General features: G+C 43.6%; 16 protein-coding genes and 1 pseudogene. 10 read left to right on the forward strand and 7 right to left on the reverse strand.

Translation table 11 applies throughout. The features are described 5' to 3' along the window. Positions 1-24: 24 nt before the first annotated feature. Positions 25-1,068, reverse strand: a complete 1,044-nt coding sequence (locus PMG71_RS01285; protein ID WP_283751823.1) for a septal ring lytic transglycosylase RlpA family protein — start codon at positions 1,066-1,068, stop codon at positions 25-27. Between the two features lie 366 nt (positions 1,069-1,434). Here PMG71_RS01285 and purM point away from each other — a divergent pair, with 366 nt between their 5' ends. The 5 genes from purM (at position 1,435) to PMG71_RS01310 (ending at position 6,871) form a co-directional block, all read left to right on the forward strand. Then, positions 1,435-2,457 carry a phosphoribosylformylglycinamidine cyclo-ligase gene (gene purM / locus PMG71_RS01290; protein WP_347179170.1) on the forward strand — a complete coding sequence of 341 codons (1,023 nt, stop codon included), beginning with the start codon at positions 1,435-1,437 and terminating at the stop codon, positions 2,455-2,457. Positions 2,458-2,543: 86 nt separating this feature from the next. Next, a complete protein-coding gene (gene egtD / locus PMG71_RS01295; protein WP_283751825.1) occupies positions 2,544-3,536 on the forward strand; it encodes an L-histidine N(alpha)-methyltransferase in 993 nt (330 codons plus the stop codon). A gap of 21 nt (positions 3,537-3,557) precedes the next feature. Further along, positions 3,558-4,877, forward strand: a complete 1,320-nt coding sequence (gene ovoA, locus PMG71_RS01300) for a 5-histidylcysteine sulfoxide synthase (RefSeq protein ID WP_283751826.1) — start codon at positions 3,558-3,560, stop codon at positions 4,875-4,877. 131 nt (positions 4,878-5,008) lie between these two features. Continuing rightward, entirely contained in the window at positions 5,009-5,512 is a 504-nt protein-coding gene (locus tag PMG71_RS01305) for a DUF427 domain-containing protein (RefSeq protein WP_283751827.1), read from the forward strand. A 3-nt stretch (positions 5,513-5,515) separates the two neighbouring features. Then, positions 5,516-6,871, forward strand: coding sequence for a MurL-like N-terminal domain-containing (locus tag PMG71_RS01310; protein WP_488199576.1), 1,356 nt, complete (start codon positions 5,516-5,518; stop codon positions 6,869-6,871). 30 nt (positions 6,872-6,901) lie between these two features. Here the strand turns inward: PMG71_RS01310 and PMG71_RS23770 are convergent. Both PMG71_RS23770 and PMG71_RS01325 read right to left on the reverse strand, forming a co-directional pair. Continuing rightward, positions 6,902-7,315 (reverse strand): annotated as a pseudogene (locus PMG71_RS23770) (PIN domain-containing protein). Then, positions 7,315-7,644: a hypothetical protein gene (locus PMG71_RS01325; protein WP_283751831.1), complete on the reverse strand. Its 330-nt coding sequence runs from the start codon at positions 7,642-7,644 to the stop codon at positions 7,315-7,317. The pseudogene PMG71_RS23770 and the gene PMG71_RS01325 overlap by 1 nt, the downstream one beginning before the upstream one ends. A 92-nt stretch (positions 7,645-7,736) precedes the next feature. Between PMG71_RS01325 and PMG71_RS01330 the strand changes: the two genes are divergently transcribed. Together PMG71_RS01330 and PMG71_RS01335 are read left to right on the forward strand one after the other, a co-directional pair. Beyond that, the gene (locus PMG71_RS01330) at positions 7,737-8,630 is read left to right on the forward strand and encodes an AEC family transporter (protein ID WP_283751832.1); all 894 of its coding nucleotides are present in this window, start codon (positions 7,737-7,739) and stop codon (positions 8,628-8,630) included. A 4-nt stretch (positions 8,631-8,634) separates the two neighbouring features. Continuing rightward, complete coding sequence (locus tag PMG71_RS01335) at positions 8,635-9,600, forward strand: type II secretion system F family protein (protein ID WP_283751833.1); 966 nt, start codon at positions 8,635-8,637, stop codon at positions 9,598-9,600. 235 nt (positions 9,601-9,835) lie between these two features. On the opposite strand, the gene PMG71_RS01340 is transcribed toward PMG71_RS01335, so the two are convergent. Next, on the reverse strand, positions 9,836-10,393 hold the full coding sequence (locus PMG71_RS01340; RefSeq protein ID WP_283751834.1) for a hypothetical protein: 558 nt from the start codon (positions 10,391-10,393) through the stop codon (positions 9,836-9,838). Positions 10,394-10,624: 231 nt separating this feature from the next. On the opposite strand from PMG71_RS01340, the gene PMG71_RS01345 reads away from it, so the two are divergent. The 3 genes from PMG71_RS01345 (at position 10,625) to PMG71_RS01355 (ending at position 16,514) form a co-directional block, all read left to right on the forward strand. Beyond that, the gene (locus PMG71_RS01345; RefSeq protein ID WP_283751835.1) at positions 10,625-14,074 is read left to right on the forward strand and encodes a serine/threonine-protein kinase; all 3,450 of its coding nucleotides are present in this window, start codon (positions 10,625-10,627) and stop codon (positions 14,072-14,074) included. Beyond that, a complete protein-coding gene (locus PMG71_RS01350; RefSeq protein WP_283751836.1) occupies positions 14,058-15,581 on the forward strand; it encodes a phospholipase D-like domain-containing protein in 1,524 nt (507 codons plus the stop codon). The genes PMG71_RS01345 and PMG71_RS01350 overlap by 17 nt, the downstream gene beginning before the upstream one ends. Before the next feature lie 126 nt (positions 15,582-15,707). After that, on the forward strand, positions 15,708-16,514 hold the full coding sequence (locus tag PMG71_RS01355; RefSeq protein WP_283751837.1) for an SWIM zinc finger family protein: 807 nt from the start codon (positions 15,708-15,710) through the stop codon (positions 16,512-16,514). A 36-nt stretch (positions 16,515-16,550) separates the two neighbouring features. On the opposite strand, the gene PMG71_RS01360 is transcribed toward PMG71_RS01355, so the two are convergent. The 3 genes from PMG71_RS01360 to cbiB form a co-directional block, all read right to left on the reverse strand. Next, on the reverse strand, positions 16,551-17,792 hold the full coding sequence (locus PMG71_RS01360) for a vWA domain-containing protein (RefSeq protein ID WP_283751838.1): 1,242 nt from the start codon (positions 17,790-17,792) through the stop codon (positions 16,551-16,553). A 63-nt stretch (positions 17,793-17,855) separates the two neighbouring features. Next, positions 17,856-18,398 carry a bifunctional pyr operon transcriptional regulator/uracil phosphoribosyltransferase PyrR gene (gene pyrR, locus PMG71_RS01365; RefSeq protein ID WP_283751839.1) on the reverse strand — a complete coding sequence of 181 codons (543 nt, stop codon included), beginning with the start codon at positions 18,396-18,398 and terminating at the stop codon, positions 17,856-17,858. A 103-nt stretch (positions 18,399-18,501) separates the two neighbouring features. Continuing rightward, positions 18,502-19,479 (reverse strand): adenosylcobinamide-phosphate synthase CbiB, encoded by a 978-nt coding sequence (cbiB, locus tag PMG71_RS01370; protein WP_283751840.1) that lies wholly within the window; start codon positions 19,477-19,479, stop codon positions 18,502-18,504. Between the last annotated feature and the right edge of the window lie 5 nt (positions 19,480-19,484).

Genomic DNA, 19,484 nt, shown 5'->3' on the forward strand with positions numbered 1-19,484 from the left:
ATGGCTTCAGCTTCTGCTAGAAGTCTACTGTTGTTGCATGACTTCAACTCTGACTGGGGCAACCCCTGAACTGATTAATCCCAGTTCTTGGGCAGCTCCTTTAGAGAGGTCAATAATCCGATTACGGGTATAAGGGCCGCGGTCATTAATGCGTACAATCAGCGAACGGCCGTTATCCATGTTGGTTACACGCACTATTGTACCGAAGGGTAAGCTACGATGAGCAGCCGTTAACCCATATTGATTATAGACTTCCCCATTGGCGGTTAAATTGCCATGGAATCCGGGGCCATACCAGGAAGCCCAACCACTCAAGGCTTGGACGGCGACGAATTGGGGTTGGGCTGGGGTGTTATTGTGGGGTTCTTTGCCGGGAGCGATAACGGGTTTACCGTAGATTTCTTCGATGGGGGGAGCATTCCCTAGCAGACGGCGTAGGCGGTTGGTGGCTTGGACGGCATCTTGGGTGGAATTGTTGGTGGTATCGGGTAAGATGACATCTTTGCCCATGGTGACTAGGGTCTGGTCAGAGGCTCGAATGATGTAGGCCTCTAAGTCTTTATCCCATGTTACGGCGATCGCCTGGGCATCTTCAGGGGTTCGCACCCATTGGGATAGTTTTTCGGCCACGGCTTCCGCTTCTCGAACCGGTTCAGTATCGGATAAGTTGGCCATTACCACTGGAGTGGCGGATAGGGTTTCCGTTCTCTGGGTCTTTTCTTGGGTGAGGGTTTCACCTAAAAAGGTGAGGACAGGGATATTTTGAACATACAATGTGGCGGCTGCCTGTCCATCCAGGGTATGGGGATAAATCTTGGTGACCGAGGCTCTGGGGGGCTGTGAACTGGCCGCAATTTCGGTTTCTCTGCTGGGGGTTATCGTCAGTTCAGGGGCTTGTTGGGCAGCAGGAGCTGGAGTTATCTCTTGTTCTGATTCTGTTCTGGCTTCTAATTCAGATTGTATGGAATTAGAAGTAGTGTTACTGGGTTCTGCGTGACCGGAAGAACCCGATCCTAGGGTTAGGAGTAGGGCAGAAATGGTTAAGCTTTTCCAAAGGTGTTGGTTCATAAACTCTTAGGTTGGGAGGACAAGATGGGGAGAGTCTGAAACCCTAGATGTCATCTGCATTCACAGTTGCCATTGGATTGACCTTTCCCTACTTTTTTCCCTCCAACAGAGGGTAGAATAACCTTCAGTTGTGGAGGGTTGTAAGTTTCTTGGTCTAGAAATCGAAATCGTTATGAATTTGGTTTTTAAGTTGAACAGCGATAGGCTATCACAATTTTTTGGGATTGGGGAAGGCCTTGATCCCCAAAAAAATCAGTAGAAATACGCTGTATGGATTGCCCAGACTAAGATTCACCCTGCGATCCCGCGATGGATAAGAATATTTGATAGATGCCTCAATTGAGAGGTAAAGAGGAAGCGAAAATCATGGATTATCAAGAGTCAGGAGTGAATATTGAGGCCGGTCGTGCGTTTGTTGGTCAAATTCGTCGTTGGGTGGAGAGTACCTATCGCCCGGAAGTGTTGGGGGGTTTAGGTGGATTTGGGGGCTGCTTTCAGTTGCCGGGAGGGTATTCACAACCGGTTTTGGTTTCGGGAACGGATGGGGTGGGAACGAAGTTGAAGATTGCCCAAGCCTGCGATCGCCACGATACCATCGGTATTGATTTAGTGGCCATGTGTGTCAATGATGTGCTAACTTCTGGCGCTGAACCTTTGTTTTTTCTGGATTATCTCGCTACGGGTCAGTTAAATCCAGAACAGTTAGAGCAAGTCGTTTTTGGGATTGCCCAGGGATGCAAGGAGGCTGGATGCGCTTTGTTGGGGGGAGAAACGGCGGAAATGCCAGGATTTTATTCAGTTGGTGAGTATGATTTAGCTGGATTTTGTGTAGGTATTGTGGAAAAACAGAATCTGTTAGATGGCTCGCAAGTCCGTTTGGGGGATGTGGCGATCGCCTTAGCGAGTCAGGGAGTTCATAGTAATGGATTTAGCTTGGTTCGCAAAATTGTTGAAACTCAAGGCTTAAGTTGGCAGGCGATCCCCAAGGGATTAGATAAACCCTTGGGTGAAGTTTTACTCACCCCAACAAAGCTTTATGTTAAACCAATTTTAACCGCCATAGCTGAAGGTTTGGATATCCATGGAATGGCCCATATTACCGGGGGAGGATTACCCGAAAATTTACCCCGTTGTTTAGGTCAAAATCAATCTATTGCCATCAATTGGAGTGCCTGGGAAATTCCTCCCATTTTCCAGTGGTTGGCTCAAGCGGGATCGGTGGCACAAGAAGAGATGTTTAATACCTTTAATATGGGGATTGGCTTTGTAGTGTTGATCGATCCCGAACAAGCGGAGTTTGCCCTCAATACCTTTAATGCTCAAGGGATTGAAGCCTTCACACTGGGTAAAGTGATTTCAGGAAAAGGGGAGTTAATTGGCGATTTGTAAATTTTTCTTCGTGCAGAATCCTAAAAGCTGATACTCTAGATTGGGATCGTCTGAATAAACAGTAGGGGGCATCTATAGTGGGTATTGTGCCAGTAACTCAAGAGCGTTTACAGATTAAAGAATTGCTTCATTCTCCCCTCCTCAGTTCTGGGGTAGAGGGAGAAGATATTATTCAGGGATTAAGTCAAGATCGGAAGACTTTGCCCCCCAAGTATTTCTACGATCGGTATGGTTCCCAATTATTTGAGAAAATTTGCGAACTCCCCGAATATTATCCCACCCGTACAGAAGATGCAATTCTGAATCAATATGCTTCAGAAATTGCTCAAATCACTGGTGCTTGTGAGTTGGTGGAGCTAGGAAGCGGAAGCTCGACTAAAACCCGTCGCTTGTTAGATGCGTATCAAACTTTGACCGACTTCCTGCACTATATCCCTATTGATGTTAGTGGTAGTATTCTCACGGAAAGTGCCCAGCAGTTACTACAGGAATATCCTAATCTACAGATTCAAGGGTTGGTGGGAACCTATGAAGAAGCTTTAGTCGAACTAGAAAGAACTCCTGCACCCTCTCGGATGGTATTCTTTTTGGGTAGCAGTTTGGGGAATCTGAATCCTCAAGAGTGCGATCGCTTCTTCGACCATATTCTAGACGCTCTACACATGGGCGAATATTTCCTCCTCGGTGTAGACTTACAAAAGCCCAAAGATATCCTAGAAGCAGCTTACAATGACGCTCAAGGCGTTACTGCTGAATTTAATCTCAACATGCTGGATCATCTCAACCAGCGTTTTGGGGGCAATTTTAAGCGGCAAAACTTTGAACATTGGGCTTTTTATAACCAGGAATTGAACCAAATTGAGATGCATTTGCGCTGTTTGAGCGCTCATTCTGTTGACTTAGCTGCTCTCGATTTTCAAGTTAAATTTGAGACTGGAGAAACCATTAGAACCGAGATATCCCGTAAATTTAATGTACAGACAGTGCAAGACGAACTAGCCGCAAAAGGTCTAAAACCAATCACTGCTTGGACGGATTCCAAACGGTGGTTTGGATTAATTCTCTCGCAAAAGGCATAAATTTTGTATACTTAAAAGAATATGAACATGCTGACATCTCTACCGCATCTACAGCTTGATCAGTGCGATCGCCAAACCCTCCTCGACTACTTCCAAAACTCCTGGGAATTAGAAGAAATTCTCATGAAAAGCCTAGTCCATAATGACAGCTTTTACCTCAACCCCGATCCTCTGAGAAACCCCATCATCTTCTACCTCGGCCACTCTCCCGTCTTCTACATCAACAAACTCATTCGAGTCGGATTATTAGAAGAACGCATTAACCCCGACTACGAAATCCTCTTTGAAATCGGAGTCGATCCCAGCACTCCCGAAGAGCTAAAAGAAGCCACAAAAAACATCAATTGGCCGGACGTAGAAAACGTTTGGGACTATCGGGAAAAATCCAAAGAAACCATTACCCAAGTCCTTAAAACTTGCTCCCTAAATCTTCCCATTACCCAAACCCATCCCCTTTGGGCCTTAATCATGGGAATGGAGCATAACCGGATTCACTTTGAAACCTCCTCCATGTTGTTGAGACAATTCTCCATCGAACATCTTAAACGTCCCGAAAATTGGCAATATGCTCCCTCAAACCAGACTAATCCTGAAAATAAAATGATTGCCATTTCTGGAGGAAACATCAATCTAGGTAAACCTCAAACTTCTCCGACTTATGGTTGGGATAGCGAATATGGAACTCGCACCCTAGAAGTGCATCCTTTTTTCGCCAGCCAACACCTGATTACCAACGGAGAATTTCTGCAATTTGTCCAAGATCAGGGATATGAAAACTCAGAATTTTGGGATCATGAATCCTGGAATTGGAAGCTAGACAACAACATTAAACATCCCAAATTCTGGATTGACAAAAATGGCAATTACCAATATCGCACCCTCTTTGATGAGATAGATTTACCCCTAGATTGGCCCGTTGAAGTCAACCATTATGAAGCCATGGCCTATTGTCGCTGGAAAGGCGAAGGAACCCGCTTAATGAGCGAAGCAGAATGGAAAATTGCAGTTGGAAATTCTGAAGAGAATCAAGAATTTAACCTCAATGTAAGATTTGGTTCTCCTTCTCCCGTAGGAAGCTTAAGAAATGCTGAAGCATCCTCCGGACTCTATGATCTTCGCGGTAATGTTTGGGAATGGCTCAGTGACGAGTTTCATCCCTTACCAGGATTTGCCCCCCATCCCCTATACGAAAATTATTCCGCCCCATTTTTCGATAACGATCATAAAATTATGTTAGGCGGATCTTGGGCCAGTACAGGCGCTTATGCATCCCCTTCTTGTCGGAATTGGTTCCGCCGTAATTTTTATCAACATGCCGGTTTCCGGATGGCTCAAGATTAATCAAGAGGTCAAATTAATGAAAATTGGATTAGCCGAACTTCATTACTTTAAGGCAAAAGAACATTGTCTCTTTTGAGTGTTGAGTTAATCTCAAATTATTATCAATATCCAAGCATACCAAAACAGTTCTCATGTACTTACCCAGACCCGAACCCATTCCCCCAAAACCCGGTCAAGAATCCGTTTGGGATTATCCCAGACCAGCGATTTGGCAAGATACCAACAAACATCTTAAAGTCATTTGCAATGGCATTGTTTTAGCCGAAACAACCCAAGGTAAACGAGTTTTAGAAACCAGTCATCCCCCGACCTACTATTTTCCCATTGAAGATGTGAAAACTGAGTATATTATCGAAACTCCCAAAAAAGGATTTTGCGAGTGGAAAGGGATCTATCAATACTATGATGTTCAGATTGGAGATAAATATATCAAACAGGCCGCTTGGCGATGTGTTGAAACTACTCCCAATTTTACCGAATTGCAAAATTACTATAGTTTTTGGGCTAATGTAATGGATGCTTGTTATGTGGATGATGAGCAAGTTACCCCTCAAGAGGGTGATTTTTATGCCGGATGGATTACTGCGGATGTTGTTGGCCCTTTTAAGGGTGGGCCAGGGACAAGGGGATGGTAAATCATGAGAATAGAGCGCCTGAAAATCGATACTTTAAAAATCCACGAACATCATTTAAGCGTGCGCTATAGTGTGGATGAATTTGAGTTTTCAACGAAAGTTTTTTATGAAGGAGTTTCATTTTCATCTCTCCAGGAAAAATATTCAGAAAATTTGATCCGCAAAGTCTGCGCTTATATTGCTCTTTTTGAAGGAATGAAGTTATGTTCCTTATTCCCTAAATATTACGATATTTCTACAATAGCGAGAGATTTAGAACAACCTACCTTAGACCTGTTTGTGAAAATTTACCAAGGGGTTTTTGGTCAACATTGGTACGAAAATCAAGTAACAGATTATCCCCAACCTGAAATTATTTATTCACAACCATTAGGAGAATCAACCCCAGGGAAAATATTTGGGGATCATTCGACCATTCTTACCGGTTGTGGAGGTGGAAAAGATAGTATTGTAGCGATCAAAATCTTGGAAGAGGCAAATCTTCCCTTTGCTACCATGCAATATTCTCATAGTGTGTATGGCAAAGCGGAGCTACAACACGATCTTATTAATGAAGTCGTTAAAGAAACCCATCCGGTGAAAACCCATAGAATTTCTATCATTGATGATTTTCTAGATTTCCCTCTGTTTCCCTTGTATTTTCCAGAAAATTCAGGCATTACTGCTCCTGAAACTCCGGTTTCTATCTTTGAATCCTTGCCGCTTATGCTTCATGAAGGCTATAAGTTCTTAAGTTTAGCTCATGAAAAAAGTGCTAACACGGGTAATTTATTCTGGGAGGAATTGGGGAAAGAGGTCAATCATCAATGGGGAAAAGGATTTGAGGCAGAACAGGCGTTAAATACCTTTATTCAAAGTCATCTGTTATCGAATTTTACTTATTTCGGAATTTTACAGCCTGTCTATGATTTCCGCATCTTCAAGAAACTGAGTCACTATCCGGAAGTTCTGCCTAAAATTCATTCTTGTAATATTAAAAAACCCTGGTGTAAGAAATGTCCGAAATGTGCTTATGTATGGCTAGGGTTAATGTCTACATTTGATCCGGTGGCGGTCGATAAGGTTTTTGGGGTCAATTTATTTGATGATCCTGACTTATTGCATATTTTTAGGCAAATGATAGGATTAGAAGAACATACTCCATTTGAGTGTATTGGTGAGATCGATGAAAGTCGATTGGCGATGAAGCAATGTTTGGCTAAAGGCTTGTCTGGAAAGGCGTTAGAGGTGTTTGAAAGAGAAGTTTTATCAGATTCTTCCATTGATTGGGAGAAGCTTGAGGAAAAGTATGATAAAGTCTACATTGAAGAGCATTCGATTCCGGATGAAGTTTTCGAGAAGATTGTCGATAAGTTTTAGAGTGCAAGTTGTAGAAGATTGATTGTAAATTTAGACTCCGGTCTGCAACCAATCTTCTAATTTTAATCCCTCAATTCTGAGCATATCGGAGTCATGGGAGACTAGGGTTAAATCCTGCTCTAGAGCAGTTGCGGCGATTAAAATATCAGCAAATTGGATGGGTGTGCCTTTACGTCTGAGATTGGCATAGATGCGAGATGCTGTGTGAATGATGTTCATCTAGTCTAAAAACAAAACCTCAATTTCGTTTTGGCATAAGTTGTCTAGAATAGCCATTTTTTTTCGAGATTGAATGGCTAATAATCCTCCTTCTACTTCAAAGTAGGTAATACAACTAATAAAAAGCCGATCCTCTTTTTGCTGAACCTGATTGAATTTAGAGAATAGTCTGGGATCGGCTTTGAGAATGGCGCTCAGAATATTGGTATCGAGTAAATAGTCCATTAGCGACCTTTCCTTAAATCAAGCAGAGCGGCATCAAATTCTTGTATTTCTTCTGGTGTTAAGTCACTCAAGAGTCCAAACAACCGATTTGTGCCCAAAATCCTCCTGACTTTCTCGGTCATCACTTCATCGCTCATCTGTTGCAGCTCTTGCTCGTTGCCGTTTCTGATGAAAACCTCTAAAACTTCATTGAGGGTGCGATCGCCCTCTAAACCCGCAAACACCTCATCCGTTTTCAGGAAATGCTCTACAATGGGGCGGATTCGCTGTGTAAGGGTTTCCTGGGTTTGAGGGGTAATGCCATGGTTATTGATAGCGCTCTGAGTCATGATTTTCTCCTTCCTGGTGAGTTGAGGGTAGCTACAGATAGTATAACAAGATCCCCTAAACCCCTTAGTGTTTTCCCTCCTGTCTTTTCGTAATGAATGTTATTTTATCGGCCTTAGTCCCCGTTACTTTTATCATTTCCATTGGCATTATTGCGGGTCGCACGCTGACTCTGGATCGCTCGACTCTTTCTCAATTGGCGGTCTATATTTTGACTCCCGCTTTAATTGCCAGTAGTTTGTATAAAACCCAGTTATCGACTGACAGTGCCCTGGGCTTGATTGTGGGATATCTGATCACTTGTGTCCTGGTTTATGGGGTATCCCTGGGAATTAGCACCTTACTGAAACTCAAGTCTGGAGTACAAAAAAGTTTTATCGCCACTTCCATGTTTGCGAATACGGGAAATATGGGCTTGCCATTTGCGACCTTTGCGTTAGGAGAAGGGGGTTTAGATCGGGCGATTGTTTGCCTAATTGTGTCTACCTTAATTATTTTTTCTACGGGCCCAGCTTTGTTACAGGGGGGGAGTTTCGGAGAGAGTCTGCGTCTGATTATCAGATTACCCCTGATTTGGGCTATGGTAGTTGGGTTAACATTACGGTTTTTTTCTATTGATTTGCCCTTACGATTAGATGATGGGTTGCATCTGTTAGGGGGAGCAGCGATCCCTATTGCTTTAATTGTTCTGGGCATTCAATTAAGCACCACTGCATTTAAAATAGGACTCTATGAGGGGGTTACTGCAATCATTCGTTTGCTAGTGTCCCCAGCAATTGCGTATAGTGTGGGTCGAAGTTTAGGACTAGAGGTGCTGGATGTGCAAGTGTTGATCTTGCAAAGTGCAATGCCAACGGCGGTGAATACGGTGGTGTTAGTGACTCAATTTGGGGGGGATGCGTCTTGGGCTGCTCGCACGGTGGTGCTGTCTACAGCTCTGTCTTTGGTCACTCTCCCGTTAGTCCTATGGGCAACCTTGATGCTTTAGGAGTATGGCATTGAAGACCCAGGAAAAAGTCTTATTTTTTACGAATTTAGCGGAGCTGCTCCAGTCAGGGATTAGCCTGAGACAAGGGTTGACTTTAGCGGGACGGGAGAGCGATCGCCATTTTCAATGCTATCTTCAAGGAGCCAGTCGCGCCCTACGCAATGGCCAGGATCTCGCTTCTGCGCTCACGGTTCGCACTACTGCTGAAGGCAAACGGCAAACCTACTTTGACCCTTGGACAATATCCGTCATTCGGTTAGCTGAAAACCAGGGAACCTTAGTCGAAACTTGCCTGATTTTAGCCGAAATTACCGAAACCCAAGGGAAATGGAAGACCTATTCTCAATCTATTCGTACCAGTAGCTTGTTGGCGCTCTGGAGTCTGTTAACCTTAGTAGCCGGTATTTTGAATCAGAGTATGGAAGCCTTACTGCATCCGATGTTTTGGCTTCAGAGTGCGGCGATCGCCATTTTACTGTGGATACTGGCTTTTTCTCTCCCTCGATATTTCGGCCCCACCCTCTTGAAAATCGGTAGATATATCCCCCTAGTGCGTCCTTTTATAGAAGCTTATACCCTCTGGTATTTATCTCAACTGCGCCTACCCTTAAGCTGCGGAATGCCCATCCTCACTGCCCTAGAATGGGTACAGCAACAAACCCCTCATGTTGGCATCAAAAAAGAGTTAGCCCAAATTGCCCGGCAAATGCGGCGAGGTCAAACCTTAAGTGATAGCCTACAAGGACGATTTCCTCCCGTGGCGATTGGCTTTCTTCGCACGGGGGAAGAAACGGGGGAACTCGACCAAGCTTGGCAACAGATCGGCCAATATTACCAGAGAGAATTGGAGAAAGGTCTAAAGTTTATGGCCAGCAGTTTACGCTTAATTAGTATTTTGGCCTTAAGTAACTTAGTGGTGATTGTTTGCATTCGAGGAATGTTTGTCCTGTTGAATGCCACTAATTCCTAGTTTAGATATCTTATGGACTAAATTGGGTATGATAAAAGTATAGGAAAACACCCATTCACCGCATCAGGGAGGCAAAACCATGGTTACCTTAATTTTAGCGATCGCCATTCTCTACTTAGCCCTCATCTATGGCGGCTTAAGTTGGATCTCCAACCATTCCCAAACCTCCTAAACCTCTTAGGTCTTCCCTTTATGCAAGGGGTTTGACCAGAGACAAACCCCTCAATAGAGACCTTTAAGAACCCGCTAGGACTAGATCCACTTCATCTGAGCCATTAGTAGATCCTTGACCAGACGTAATTTGTTCGCCGTTGACTTCGACGGCTAAAGGGGTATTGTCAAGGGTAATATTATAGTCAGTCGCGTCAGCCGTATAGCCCACACTGGCGATCATCTTCCGCCCTTCATCGGTATAGACAAACGCCAACATTTGATTCTTTTCTTGTTGGTTATCGTAAGCCCAAATCACCATATATTGGGTCTCTTGATATTCAAACAGTTTGGGGGGACGGGTGGGCACATAGCGCCCTGGAGAACCAAAACTGGCATCTAAAAAGCCTTGTACCGAACTGGGTTCGACGCTGACATATTTAATCACTGCCTCTGATGCAGAAAATGTAGCCATCTGAGCCGCAGCCGCTTCTTCTGCTGCCTCTGCTGCTGCATCATCATTGAGGTCTCCTTCTGCGGGTTCCTCTTGGTCTCGGTTGCGTAAGTAATCAACGGCCATTTTTGTGCCAATTCCGCCGATGGCAGCAACACCAGCACCAATGAGTACGTTGCGAAGTTTCATCTTTTTTCCTGATGGTTAGAGAGCATGGGTTTAATCTACCATGTCCCCATTACCCATGGGTTAAGTTGCTTTTGAATCTTGCTGTAGATGCTGGCGGCGATCGCCGTAAAATCCCCCAGTGCTGCTCTCCCTTAAAATTGAACTAACCTCTTCACAGGAAAATCTCCCCAGTAATACAGGGTTGGGCTAAGGTAGAGGGAATACTTAGCTTAACCAGTTAAACACGCAACCATGCCTCGCATTATTAACGATCGCTACGTCCTCCTGCCTAACCCCCGTTCAGGTGGAATGGCAGACGTATATAAGGCCATTGACTCCCAAAAAGAAGGTCAGCAAGTAGCAGTCAAAGTCTTTAAACATGGGCAAATTGAGCCAGGAATTCAATCAGAATCCTTCAGACGTGAAAAGCAAATTCTTGCACAACTCAAACACCCTAGCATTATTGAGCTTCTTGACTCAGGGAAAGATAAAGAAACCAAAGAACAATTCCTTGTTTTGGCATGGATGGAGAAGAATTTAGAAGAGCTTCTTAAGGAATCACCCTTAGACGGATGGGACTCTTACTGGGAAAGGCTTGCTCTGCCAATACTAAAAGCCCTTGCCTTTGCACATGAGCGTCAATGTGTCCATCGAGATATCAAACCCAGCAACATTCTAGTCGGGCAAGATGGCAGAATCAAGTTAGCTGATTTTGGCATCTCAAAACTTAGAAGTTATTTTCACCCAACTGTCACATTACGAGAATTTGTTTCCCGTCCCTTCACGCCACCAGAAGAAGATGATGGATCGTACCCATATACCCGTGATGTATTTAGTTTTGGGGTAGTGACACTAAAATGCCTGACAAATGTTGATCTGGTTGACTACGCTAGTATTCAAACGGCGATCGCTAATCTTGACGCACCACCCGAAATTATCGAGATTATTGAACATTCAGTTGCAACCGATCCTTCTAAACGGCAACTCAATGCAGAAGTCTTGTTAGCAGAAATAGATGCTATTCAGCAGAAGCGACTTAGAACTCAGACAACTCTGGTTAAATCTTGCTACTTAAAATTGACTCCAAAGTGTTTAAATAGTCTTCGAGATACACTAGGCATCTCATCTGAAAATGAAATCCAGCAGGTCATTCTTGATGACCTAAATGGTGAAGTAAATTGTGGAATTCGACCTTATAAATTCAAAAATAATGATAGTTACTCTGAGCGAGATCACTACGAAATTTACGGTAGCTCTTATCGATATCATGTAACAGTAGACGATAGGCGGAAGGATCATCTTGTTATCTTTACTGCTTGGAATACACCCCATTCTCAACTGGAACAGAGACGAGATCTAGCATGGAGTTTGCCCTATCAATTTAAGTTTGGCACTCCCACCTATTCATACGAAGCTGTAGAGATTATTCAGGAGTTACAAGATGCAGTTGTTGAGCATGAAGCAACTGTCAAAGAGCAGGTTATCGAAAAAGAAAAACAGAAGGTATTTCAAGTTTGGTGGGATATCCTGAGAGCTAAGACTGACTGGGAACAGCAGCGAGAGAAAGCGCTTAAGTATCTTACCTTCAAAACCGATCGTAATCGAGTCATTTTTCAATTAGCAGAATTGCCTGAAGATGACATCATTGGGCAATCTCGTCATGTCAAAAATTCTAAGGGTTTCAGCCTATTAGGTGGAGATGTTATAGAGGTAGAAAGTGATGAATTACATCTATATGTTAGATACGGACAAACAGATCGACTACCTCAACAGGGTGAACTTTCTTTCGATACTCGATTAGCTGAAATTGCGATTAATCGACAGAAAAGAGCTTTAGATGCCATTCGATACGATCGCGCTGTTCGTTCTGATTTGCGAAATCTATTAATCAACCCCGATCAAATTAAAAGTCCTACTTTAGAGTCTGAAGTTCAGTTTATCCAGGATTTGAATGCATCACAGCAGGAAGTTGTTAGATCTGCCCTCTCAATGCAAGACTTTTTGTTGGTACAGGGACCACCAGGTACGGGAAAAACCACTTTTATCACGGAAGTTATACTACAAACACTTCAACAAAATCCTGAAGCACGAATTTTACTTAGCTCTCAAACTCATGTTGCGCTAGATAATGTATTAGAACGGATTCAAGCTAAGAATGCACACTTGAAACTCATCCGAATTGGCAGTTCCGAAAGAGTTTCAGAAGGTGTTCACTCTTTACTTTTAGAGGAGCAAATGGAGAAATGGCGCGAGGATGCACTAGCCAAAAGTCAAGATTTTCTAGCTGCTTGGTCGGTGAATCATGGAATATCTAAAAAACAGTTGGAGAAAGCAATTTTATTCCAAGAACTCAAAAATATTGTGCTAGAGATGGAAAATGTGAGGGTGGAACTAGAGCGTGCCAAGCAAGAAAAAGAAGAGAATCACCCTAATTCAGAAAGTTTTCAAGGGAAACAAAAACGAAGGATTTTAGCGGCACAAGAAGAAGAGTTTAGCCAATTAAAAGAAGAAATCGAAGAATTACAGAAAAAGGCAAAATTTTTACGAGATAAACAAAAGCAAAAAGTCAAGCGTCTTCAGCAAATAACTAAACTCAAAGCTAATGAGTTATTAAAATCGACCAGTGTAGAGCTAGAGCATGAGAGCAATAATTTGATTGACCCAAATGCACCCAACGCTAAATTACTTCAGAAACTTATAAACCTGCAAACAGAATGGTTCGATCAGTTTGGTCGTAATGAACGTTTTAACGATCCATTAATTAAGCGATCGCAACTTGTTGCTGGAACTTGTATCGGCATTTCAAGGGCAATTAACGATTCTGAATTCGACCTTTGCATTGTAGATGAGGCTTCAAAAGCAACTGCGACAGAAGTCTTAGTACCAATGTCGCGTTCCAAAAAGTGGCTGTTGGTAGGAGATCCAAAACAACTTCCACCCTTTCAAGATGAAGCCAGTCGAAATACTGGTTTTCTTGAGCAATACGAATTAACTCTAGAGGATGTTCGGGAAACTTTGTTCGATCGCCTTTTAAGAATATTACCGGATGAATGCCAGCAACTGCTGGCTACTCAACATCGAATGGTAGAACCAATTGGTAAACTCATTAGTAGCTGTTTTTATGATGAAAAATTAGAAAGTAGCGGCCCTGAAATCAATAAGGTTTTAAGTAGAGTTTTACCCAAACCTGTTACGTGGCTTACGACATCAAAGATTCCTAACAGTCGCGAGCAAAGTGCTAATTCTAGCTTTGATAATTCCTGTGAAGTGACTGTCATCTTTCAATGGTTGAAGCAACTCAACCAAGCAGCAACGGAAGCTCAGAGGAACTATAAAGTAGCAGTTTTAAGTGGTTATGCGGCACAGTTGAAATTGCTGAAGCGTAGGTTAGATGCAAAACAACGTAGCTTGCAGGCATTAGCAATTGAGTGCAATACCGTTGATGCTTTTCAGGGACGTGAAGCTGATATCCTAATTTATTCAGTTACTCGCTCCAACAAAGATGGAAAAATCGGCTTTTTACGTGATGAAGCTAGGTTGAATGTTGCCTTATCTAGAGGGCGAGTTGGTCTTTTAATTGTAGGCGATCATCAGTTTTGCCGATCGCTGAATCATAGCCCTTTGAGTAACGTTTTACACTACATTGAACAACACCCAAAAGAGTGCGTTTGTAAGGAGGTAAGCGATGAATGTCTCTTATGAAGATCTACGCTGTTATGATAACCGTCCTGGCTTTGACTTAGTGAGTTGCCAAGAAGTTGGTTTGCCTGTTTATAAAATTACCGTTGATGTTCTGACTCAGATTCGCAAGTCGATTCCGCCAATTGAGGAGTTTGTTCTAAGATCGATTGATGCTGGGTTATCTTCTGAAGAGGAAATCGCAGGATTTTTAGGTTTAGAACTCTCGACAACGAGCGAGGCAATGGTGAATCTTCGACTGAGTGAAGATATTGATTTAATTGCTCCTGATCCTTCACAGATTCCAACATGGAAACTAACTAAGAAGGGTGAGAGGACTTTAAAAGAAGCTAAAATCATTGTTCCAGAAGAACGGACTTTTGATATTAATTTTGATGGACTGCTACGAATCCCACGTTGGTATGGTCGATTTGAGAAGGCTTTACTAAAGCCAAAAGATTTACGAGATAAAGGAATTTTAGAAATTGAACCTTCACCTAAGAATCCTCCAGAATTATCTGACTTGAGTATTAAGGATATTGATAAAGTCATTCGTGAAGTTCTTGGGAATGGCAAAGGACTGAAGTCTAAGAATGACAATGAGTTAGATATATTAGCATTAAAGGAAATTGAACGTAGGCAAAGATTTTTTCAGCCATCTACTGCCCTTGTGTATAAGGCAAAAGATAGTGATGAAATTCAGGTTGCGTTTATTGTTGATGGTCTTCTGTCAAGTGACCATGAGGCAGCCTTCGCTCGTTCAAATGGAGCCAAGAAAATTACCAGCCAGATTCTTAATGCTTTACAGGAAAATGAGCCTCTTAAACTTGCAACAGAGATTTTAGGAAACGACTTTGTAGCCAATAACTTAATTGATTTAGATCCTATAGTCGAACAAGTCTCTGAAGCGACATCGAAAATAGAATCTGAAATAGAATTAACCCAAAAACAATTAGAGCAGACAGATGACCCAAGTGAACAAAATGATTTTAGGAAAAAACTCAAGGAGCAAGAAAACGAGATAGCAGGACTTAAAGATCAACTACAGTCTGTAATTTCTTCTTGTCCTATGCGATGGTTAGAGATGTACGATCATCGTCCTCTTTTGGAACAAGCCTTGAAAGATACACAAGAACGTTTGATGATCGTTTCTCCCTGGATTCGAGCTAATTCTGTCAACTCATGGTTTCTCCAGCAACTTCAGAATCTACTGAAACGAGGAGTCCAAGTTTTTATCGGATATGGCTTGGGGGAGAAAGACGAAAATCGTTATTCGAGAGATATTAAGGCTGAAAAAACTCTACAAAAGTTGGCAGATCAATATCCTAAATCATTTATCCTTAAACGTTTAGGAGATACTCATGCTAAGATCCTGATTTCAGATACTAAGTTTGCGGTAACTACCAGTTTTAATTGGCTATCATTCAAGGGCGAACGAGATCGGACATTTCGTGATGAACGCGGGACATTAGTTTCTGATCCTGAGAAAATCGACGAGTTATTCGACTGTTATGAAGCGAAAATGAGATAGAAGCTTCCAGTTATATTGAGGAAATTTAGAACCCATTATATATAATAGCAGGTAGGGTAGCTGAGAAACTCGGTTTCTGGGTTGACAATCATGCAATCATCATGTTCAAAAAATCAGGAGGAAAACATGAATTCATATGGTATAGAGCGGGAATGGTGGACGCAGCAATGGTTAGATTTGCTCAATTCTTATCGGTTTAAAAAACGACTGGAGCGGGGGCGAAACTATGCGCGGGAAGGGAATGTGTTATCCATTCAGTTTCGAGAGCAAAAAGTGGTGGCAGAAGTGCAAGGTAGTGATACTGAACCCTATCATCTTTCCATTTGGTTAGATGCGTTTACCTCGGAAGATTGGGATCATGTAATTGAGACTTTATCGGAAAAAGCGATTTATGTCGCCAAATTGTTAGCGGGAGAAATGCCGGATAATATTGAATCGGTATTTGCGGCTAATGGGTTAAGTTTATTTCCATTTACTCTAGGTGAAGTTCATTCTCGCTGTAGTTGTCCCGATAAGGCCAATCCTTGTAAGCATATTGCGGCTGTGTATTATTTATTGGGCGATCGCTTCGGAGCCGATCCCTTTGTTCTGTTTCAATTGCGCGGCAAAAGCAAGGATGACATCATCTCTGCCCTGCGGGAAAAGCGGGGGATTTCGGCAGAAAACGCCAGCAATGAACCCCCACCCTTGACCTATCCCCAGGTTGCTCTAGACCAGTTCTGGCACTACGATCGCCAGTTAGAGTCGTCCCTAGTCGTCATTGCTCCCCTAGGAACTTCAGAAACCGTGTTAGATCTCCTAGGGCCAATTATCAGTGAGCGCACCAAAATCAGCGAATCTAAACAGTTAATGACTTACTTGAACAGCCTATATCAGGAAGTGAGTCAAAGGGCCACACAAGCTGCTTTGCGGGGAGATGATTTGTCAGCCTAAGCTTAAAAACAATATCAGTAGGGACGCAAGTGCTGTTTAACCCAAACGAGTTTTTGAGGCAATACGAGTTTTTTTGCGCTCTTGCTCGGAGAGTTCATCCCCAGCTTGGAGACGGGTGGCACTTTCTTGGAGGATAGTAGCAGCATTACGATCGCCCATTTGCAAGGCCGTTTTTGCGGCCGTTTGTAACAATGTTGCTGCTCCTTGGCGATCGCCTGCTTTTAATTTCGTTTCCGCAATTTGGGTTTGCCGATATTTAGCTAGGGTGAGCATATGGGACTGCACTTGAGGATCGGTTCGCGGTTGATATTCCTCGGTCACGGTAGCGGTGACTTCCACGGGGGAAGACTCTAGCCCCTCTGCACCTAATGATGGGTTATCATAAATCACTTGCACGGTGGCGATCGCCTGTTCCCCAATCGACACCTGACCGATATATAAATTTGCCAACACTACCCTAGGCTGATCCTTCATCAAATCCCCTAACCTGACCCTCACCCCATCCGCCTCCGTTTGTACGGACAACTCTATAGTATCAGGAGAGACTTGGGCAACAGGTTTCAGTTCCGCCAAACGCACGGCCGGATTAAAAGATAACTTCAGGAAAGCGTTGGTTAAGCCCACAGACTGCACCCGGTCAAACAGTCGAGAAAAGGCACTAATCGCCTCTTCTGGGTGTTCGATATAGGACAGAGTTCCGCCCCCAGCATCCGCTAATTTTTCCAAGATATCCTGATTCCAATGGGCCCCAAATCCCAGAGTATTAATCGTTAATTTATACTCTGTCGCTAAGTTAGCCAATTTCAAACAGCGATCGTTATCCCCATGTTCATTTTCCCCATCCGTCAGCAAGAAAACCTGAGACACCGCATCCTGTTTCCCTTTCGCAATTTCTTCAATCCCTAAACGCATCCCTTCATCAATAGAGGTTCCTCCATCAGCTTCGAGGCGCTCAATGAGCTTCGTCAATGGCTTGCGATCGTCGATCTCTTGATTAGCAATTAAGACTTCTGCATGATGATTAAAAGCAATGACCGACAGGTGATCGCCCTCCTGCAAACGTTCAATCACCTTAATGGCGGCCTGTTTCACCGTTTTCAACGGTTGACCCGCCATCGAGCCACTGCGATCGAGAATTAAGCATAAATTTAACCGTAGATTCTGCACTCCCGTTTCTGGTGCGATCGCCGATATCGACATCGATAACTGCCGTTGCTGACTCGTTTGTGTTGCTTCTAAGTGGCGATCGCTTAACAGAGCCTCTAAACCAACTTCCATAACCCTTTACCATAGACTACCTACCATTTATTTTAGTGGAGTCAACTATTTTTCGCCCCTGGTTTACAGAACAAAGCGCTGTAACTCCACAGCATCCCGGCCATCCACCTCTTTTAAATAAACCTTCACCTGTTCCTCCCTAGAAGTCGGCAACTGTTTCCCCGTAAAATCCGGGTGAATCGGTAACTCTCGATGGCCCCTATCCACCAACACCACCAACCAAATTTCTGCTGGTCTCCCATAATCACTCACCGCATTCAGGGCTGCTCGAATCGTTCGCCCTTTGTAGATCACATCATCCACTAAAACCACCGTTTTCCCCGATAAATCCAGGGGAATTTCTGTCTTTGCTGGCGTTCTCACCCCAATTTGATCCAAGTCATCTCGATAAAACGTCACATCCAATGCACCCACCGCAATAGGGGTTTGTTCAAGCAAGGTAATTTGTTCAGCAATTAAATAGGCTAAGGGCACTCCACGGGTGTGGATACCCAGGAGTACAATTTGAGATAATTCCCCGGATTTTTCAATAATTTGGCAAGCTAACCGGGTTAAAGTGCGACGAATTTCGTCAGCATCCAGAATTTCAACAATTTGAGCCGTCATGATTGCACCGAGAGACGAAAGAATGGGAGTAAGTTGAGTCAGAGGGATGTTTTGATTATCAAGGATCTGCCTGAAAAAAGCCAGGAGCATCAACGGCCTAATCCTAGAATTGGGATAAGAGTAATCCTAAAGCAATCCCTACTGCTAACCAGACTAAAAAACAAGAGCGGGTTAGGGTTAGGGCTTGGTGAATCGAACTGGGGGTAATGGGGTAGATCGGATCGCCTAAAGGAGGTTTGATTTTGATCCTTCCTCGATAAGTATTGACTCCCCCTAATTGAACCCCTAGAATGGCGGCATAGACACATTCACTCCATCCAGAATTGGGACTAGGGTCATGGATTGCATCCCGTTGACATAGGGCCCAAACTTTTTTAAATTGACCGGATAATAGGCCCAGAGCGATCGCCGTTAAGCGACAGGGTAACCAGGTGAGCAAGTCTTCCAATTTGGCACTAAACCAACCCATATATAAGTAGGGGAGTTCTCGATAGCCAATCATAGAATCTAAGGTACTGGCGGCTTTATAGCCCATGGCCAGAGGGAGTGGCCCTAAACCAGGAATTAGACTGCCTAAAATAGCATAAAATAGGGGCGCTGTCACACCATCAATGGCATTTTCAGCGATCGTTTCCAAGAGGGCCCGGAGGATTTCTGCTTCATCTAGGTTGTCCGTATCTCGACCCACATACAAACTCAGCTTTTGACGAGCGGTGTCGAGATCTCCGGCTTGTAGAGGCTTGAGGACATCTAGGGCAGCATTGTGTAAGCTTCTTCCGGCAAAACAACTGGCTAAAAGGATGCTTTCGATCCCTATTCCTAGGAGCGGATGGAGAGCCATAGCCAACCGGATGATTCTATCACTAACTAGGGCAGTCAGGCCTATCACGGTAAGACCTAAGATAACTCCTGCCCACCGTTGGCTTTGGGGAGAGTGGCAGAATTTGAAGATAAACTCTGTTCCCTGATGGATCAATTTTCCCATGAGTTGAACGGGATGGGGCCAATCCCAAGGATCGCCGATGATAAAATCCAGAATTGAGGCGATCGCTAAACTCATCTGGGGCCAGAAGAAGAGCATAACTT

It is taken from the genome of Roseofilum acuticapitatum BLCC-M154, from assembly GCF_030068475.1.
In the GTDB taxonomy this organism is placed as follows: Bacteria; Cyanobacteriota; Cyanobacteriia; order Cyanobacteriales; family Desertifilaceae; genus Roseofilum; species Roseofilum acuticapitatum.

Coding starts and splice junctions, on each gene's coding strand:
- cbiB (WP_283751840.1), bottom strand. CDS start 19,479: ATGCTCTTCTTCTGGCCCCAGATGAGTTTAGCGATCGCCTCAATTCTG.
- pyrR (WP_283751839.1), bottom strand. CDS start 18,398: ATGACGGCTCAAATTGTTGAAATTCTGGATGCTGACGAAATTCGTCGC.
- PMG71_RS01340 (WP_283751834.1), bottom strand. CDS start 10,393: ATGAAACTTCGCAACGTACTCATTGGTGCTGGTGTTGCTGCCATCGGC.
- ovoA (WP_283751826.1), top strand. CDS start 3,558: ATGAACATGCTGACATCTCTACCGCATCTACAGCTTGATCAGTGCGAT.
- PMG71_RS01355 (WP_283751837.1), top strand. CDS start 15,708: ATGAATTCATATGGTATAGAGCGGGAATGGTGGACGCAGCAATGGTTA.
- PMG71_RS01310 (WP_488199576.1), top strand. CDS start 5,516: ATGAGAATAGAGCGCCTGAAAATCGATACTTTAAAAATCCACGAACAT.
- PMG71_RS01305 (WP_283751827.1), top strand. CDS start 5,009: ATGTACTTACCCAGACCCGAACCCATTCCCCCAAAACCCGGTCAAGAA.
- PMG71_RS01335 (WP_283751833.1), top strand. CDS start 8,635: ATGGCATTGAAGACCCAGGAAAAAGTCTTATTTTTTACGAATTTAGCG.
- PMG71_RS01285 (WP_283751823.1), bottom strand. CDS start 1,068: ATGAACCAACACCTTTGGAAAAGCTTAACCATTTCTGCCCTACTCCTA.
- PMG71_RS01330 (WP_283751832.1), top strand. CDS start 7,737: ATGAATGTTATTTTATCGGCCTTAGTCCCCGTTACTTTTATCATTTCC.
- PMG71_RS01325 (WP_283751831.1), bottom strand. CDS start 7,644: ATGACTCAGAGCGCTATCAATAACCATGGCATTACCCCTCAAACCCAG.
- PMG71_RS01360 (WP_283751838.1), bottom strand. CDS start 17,792: ATGGAAGTTGGTTTAGAGGCTCTGTTAAGCGATCGCCACTTAGAAGCA.
- PMG71_RS01345 (WP_283751835.1), top strand. CDS start 10,625: ATGCCTCGCATTATTAACGATCGCTACGTCCTCCTGCCTAACCCCCGT.
- PMG71_RS01350 (WP_283751836.1), top strand. CDS start 14,058: ATGAATGTCTCTTATGAAGATCTACGCTGTTATGATAACCGTCCTGGC.
- purM (WP_347179170.1), top strand. CDS start 1,435: ATGGATTATCAAGAGTCAGGAGTGAATATTGAGGCCGGTCGTGCGTTT.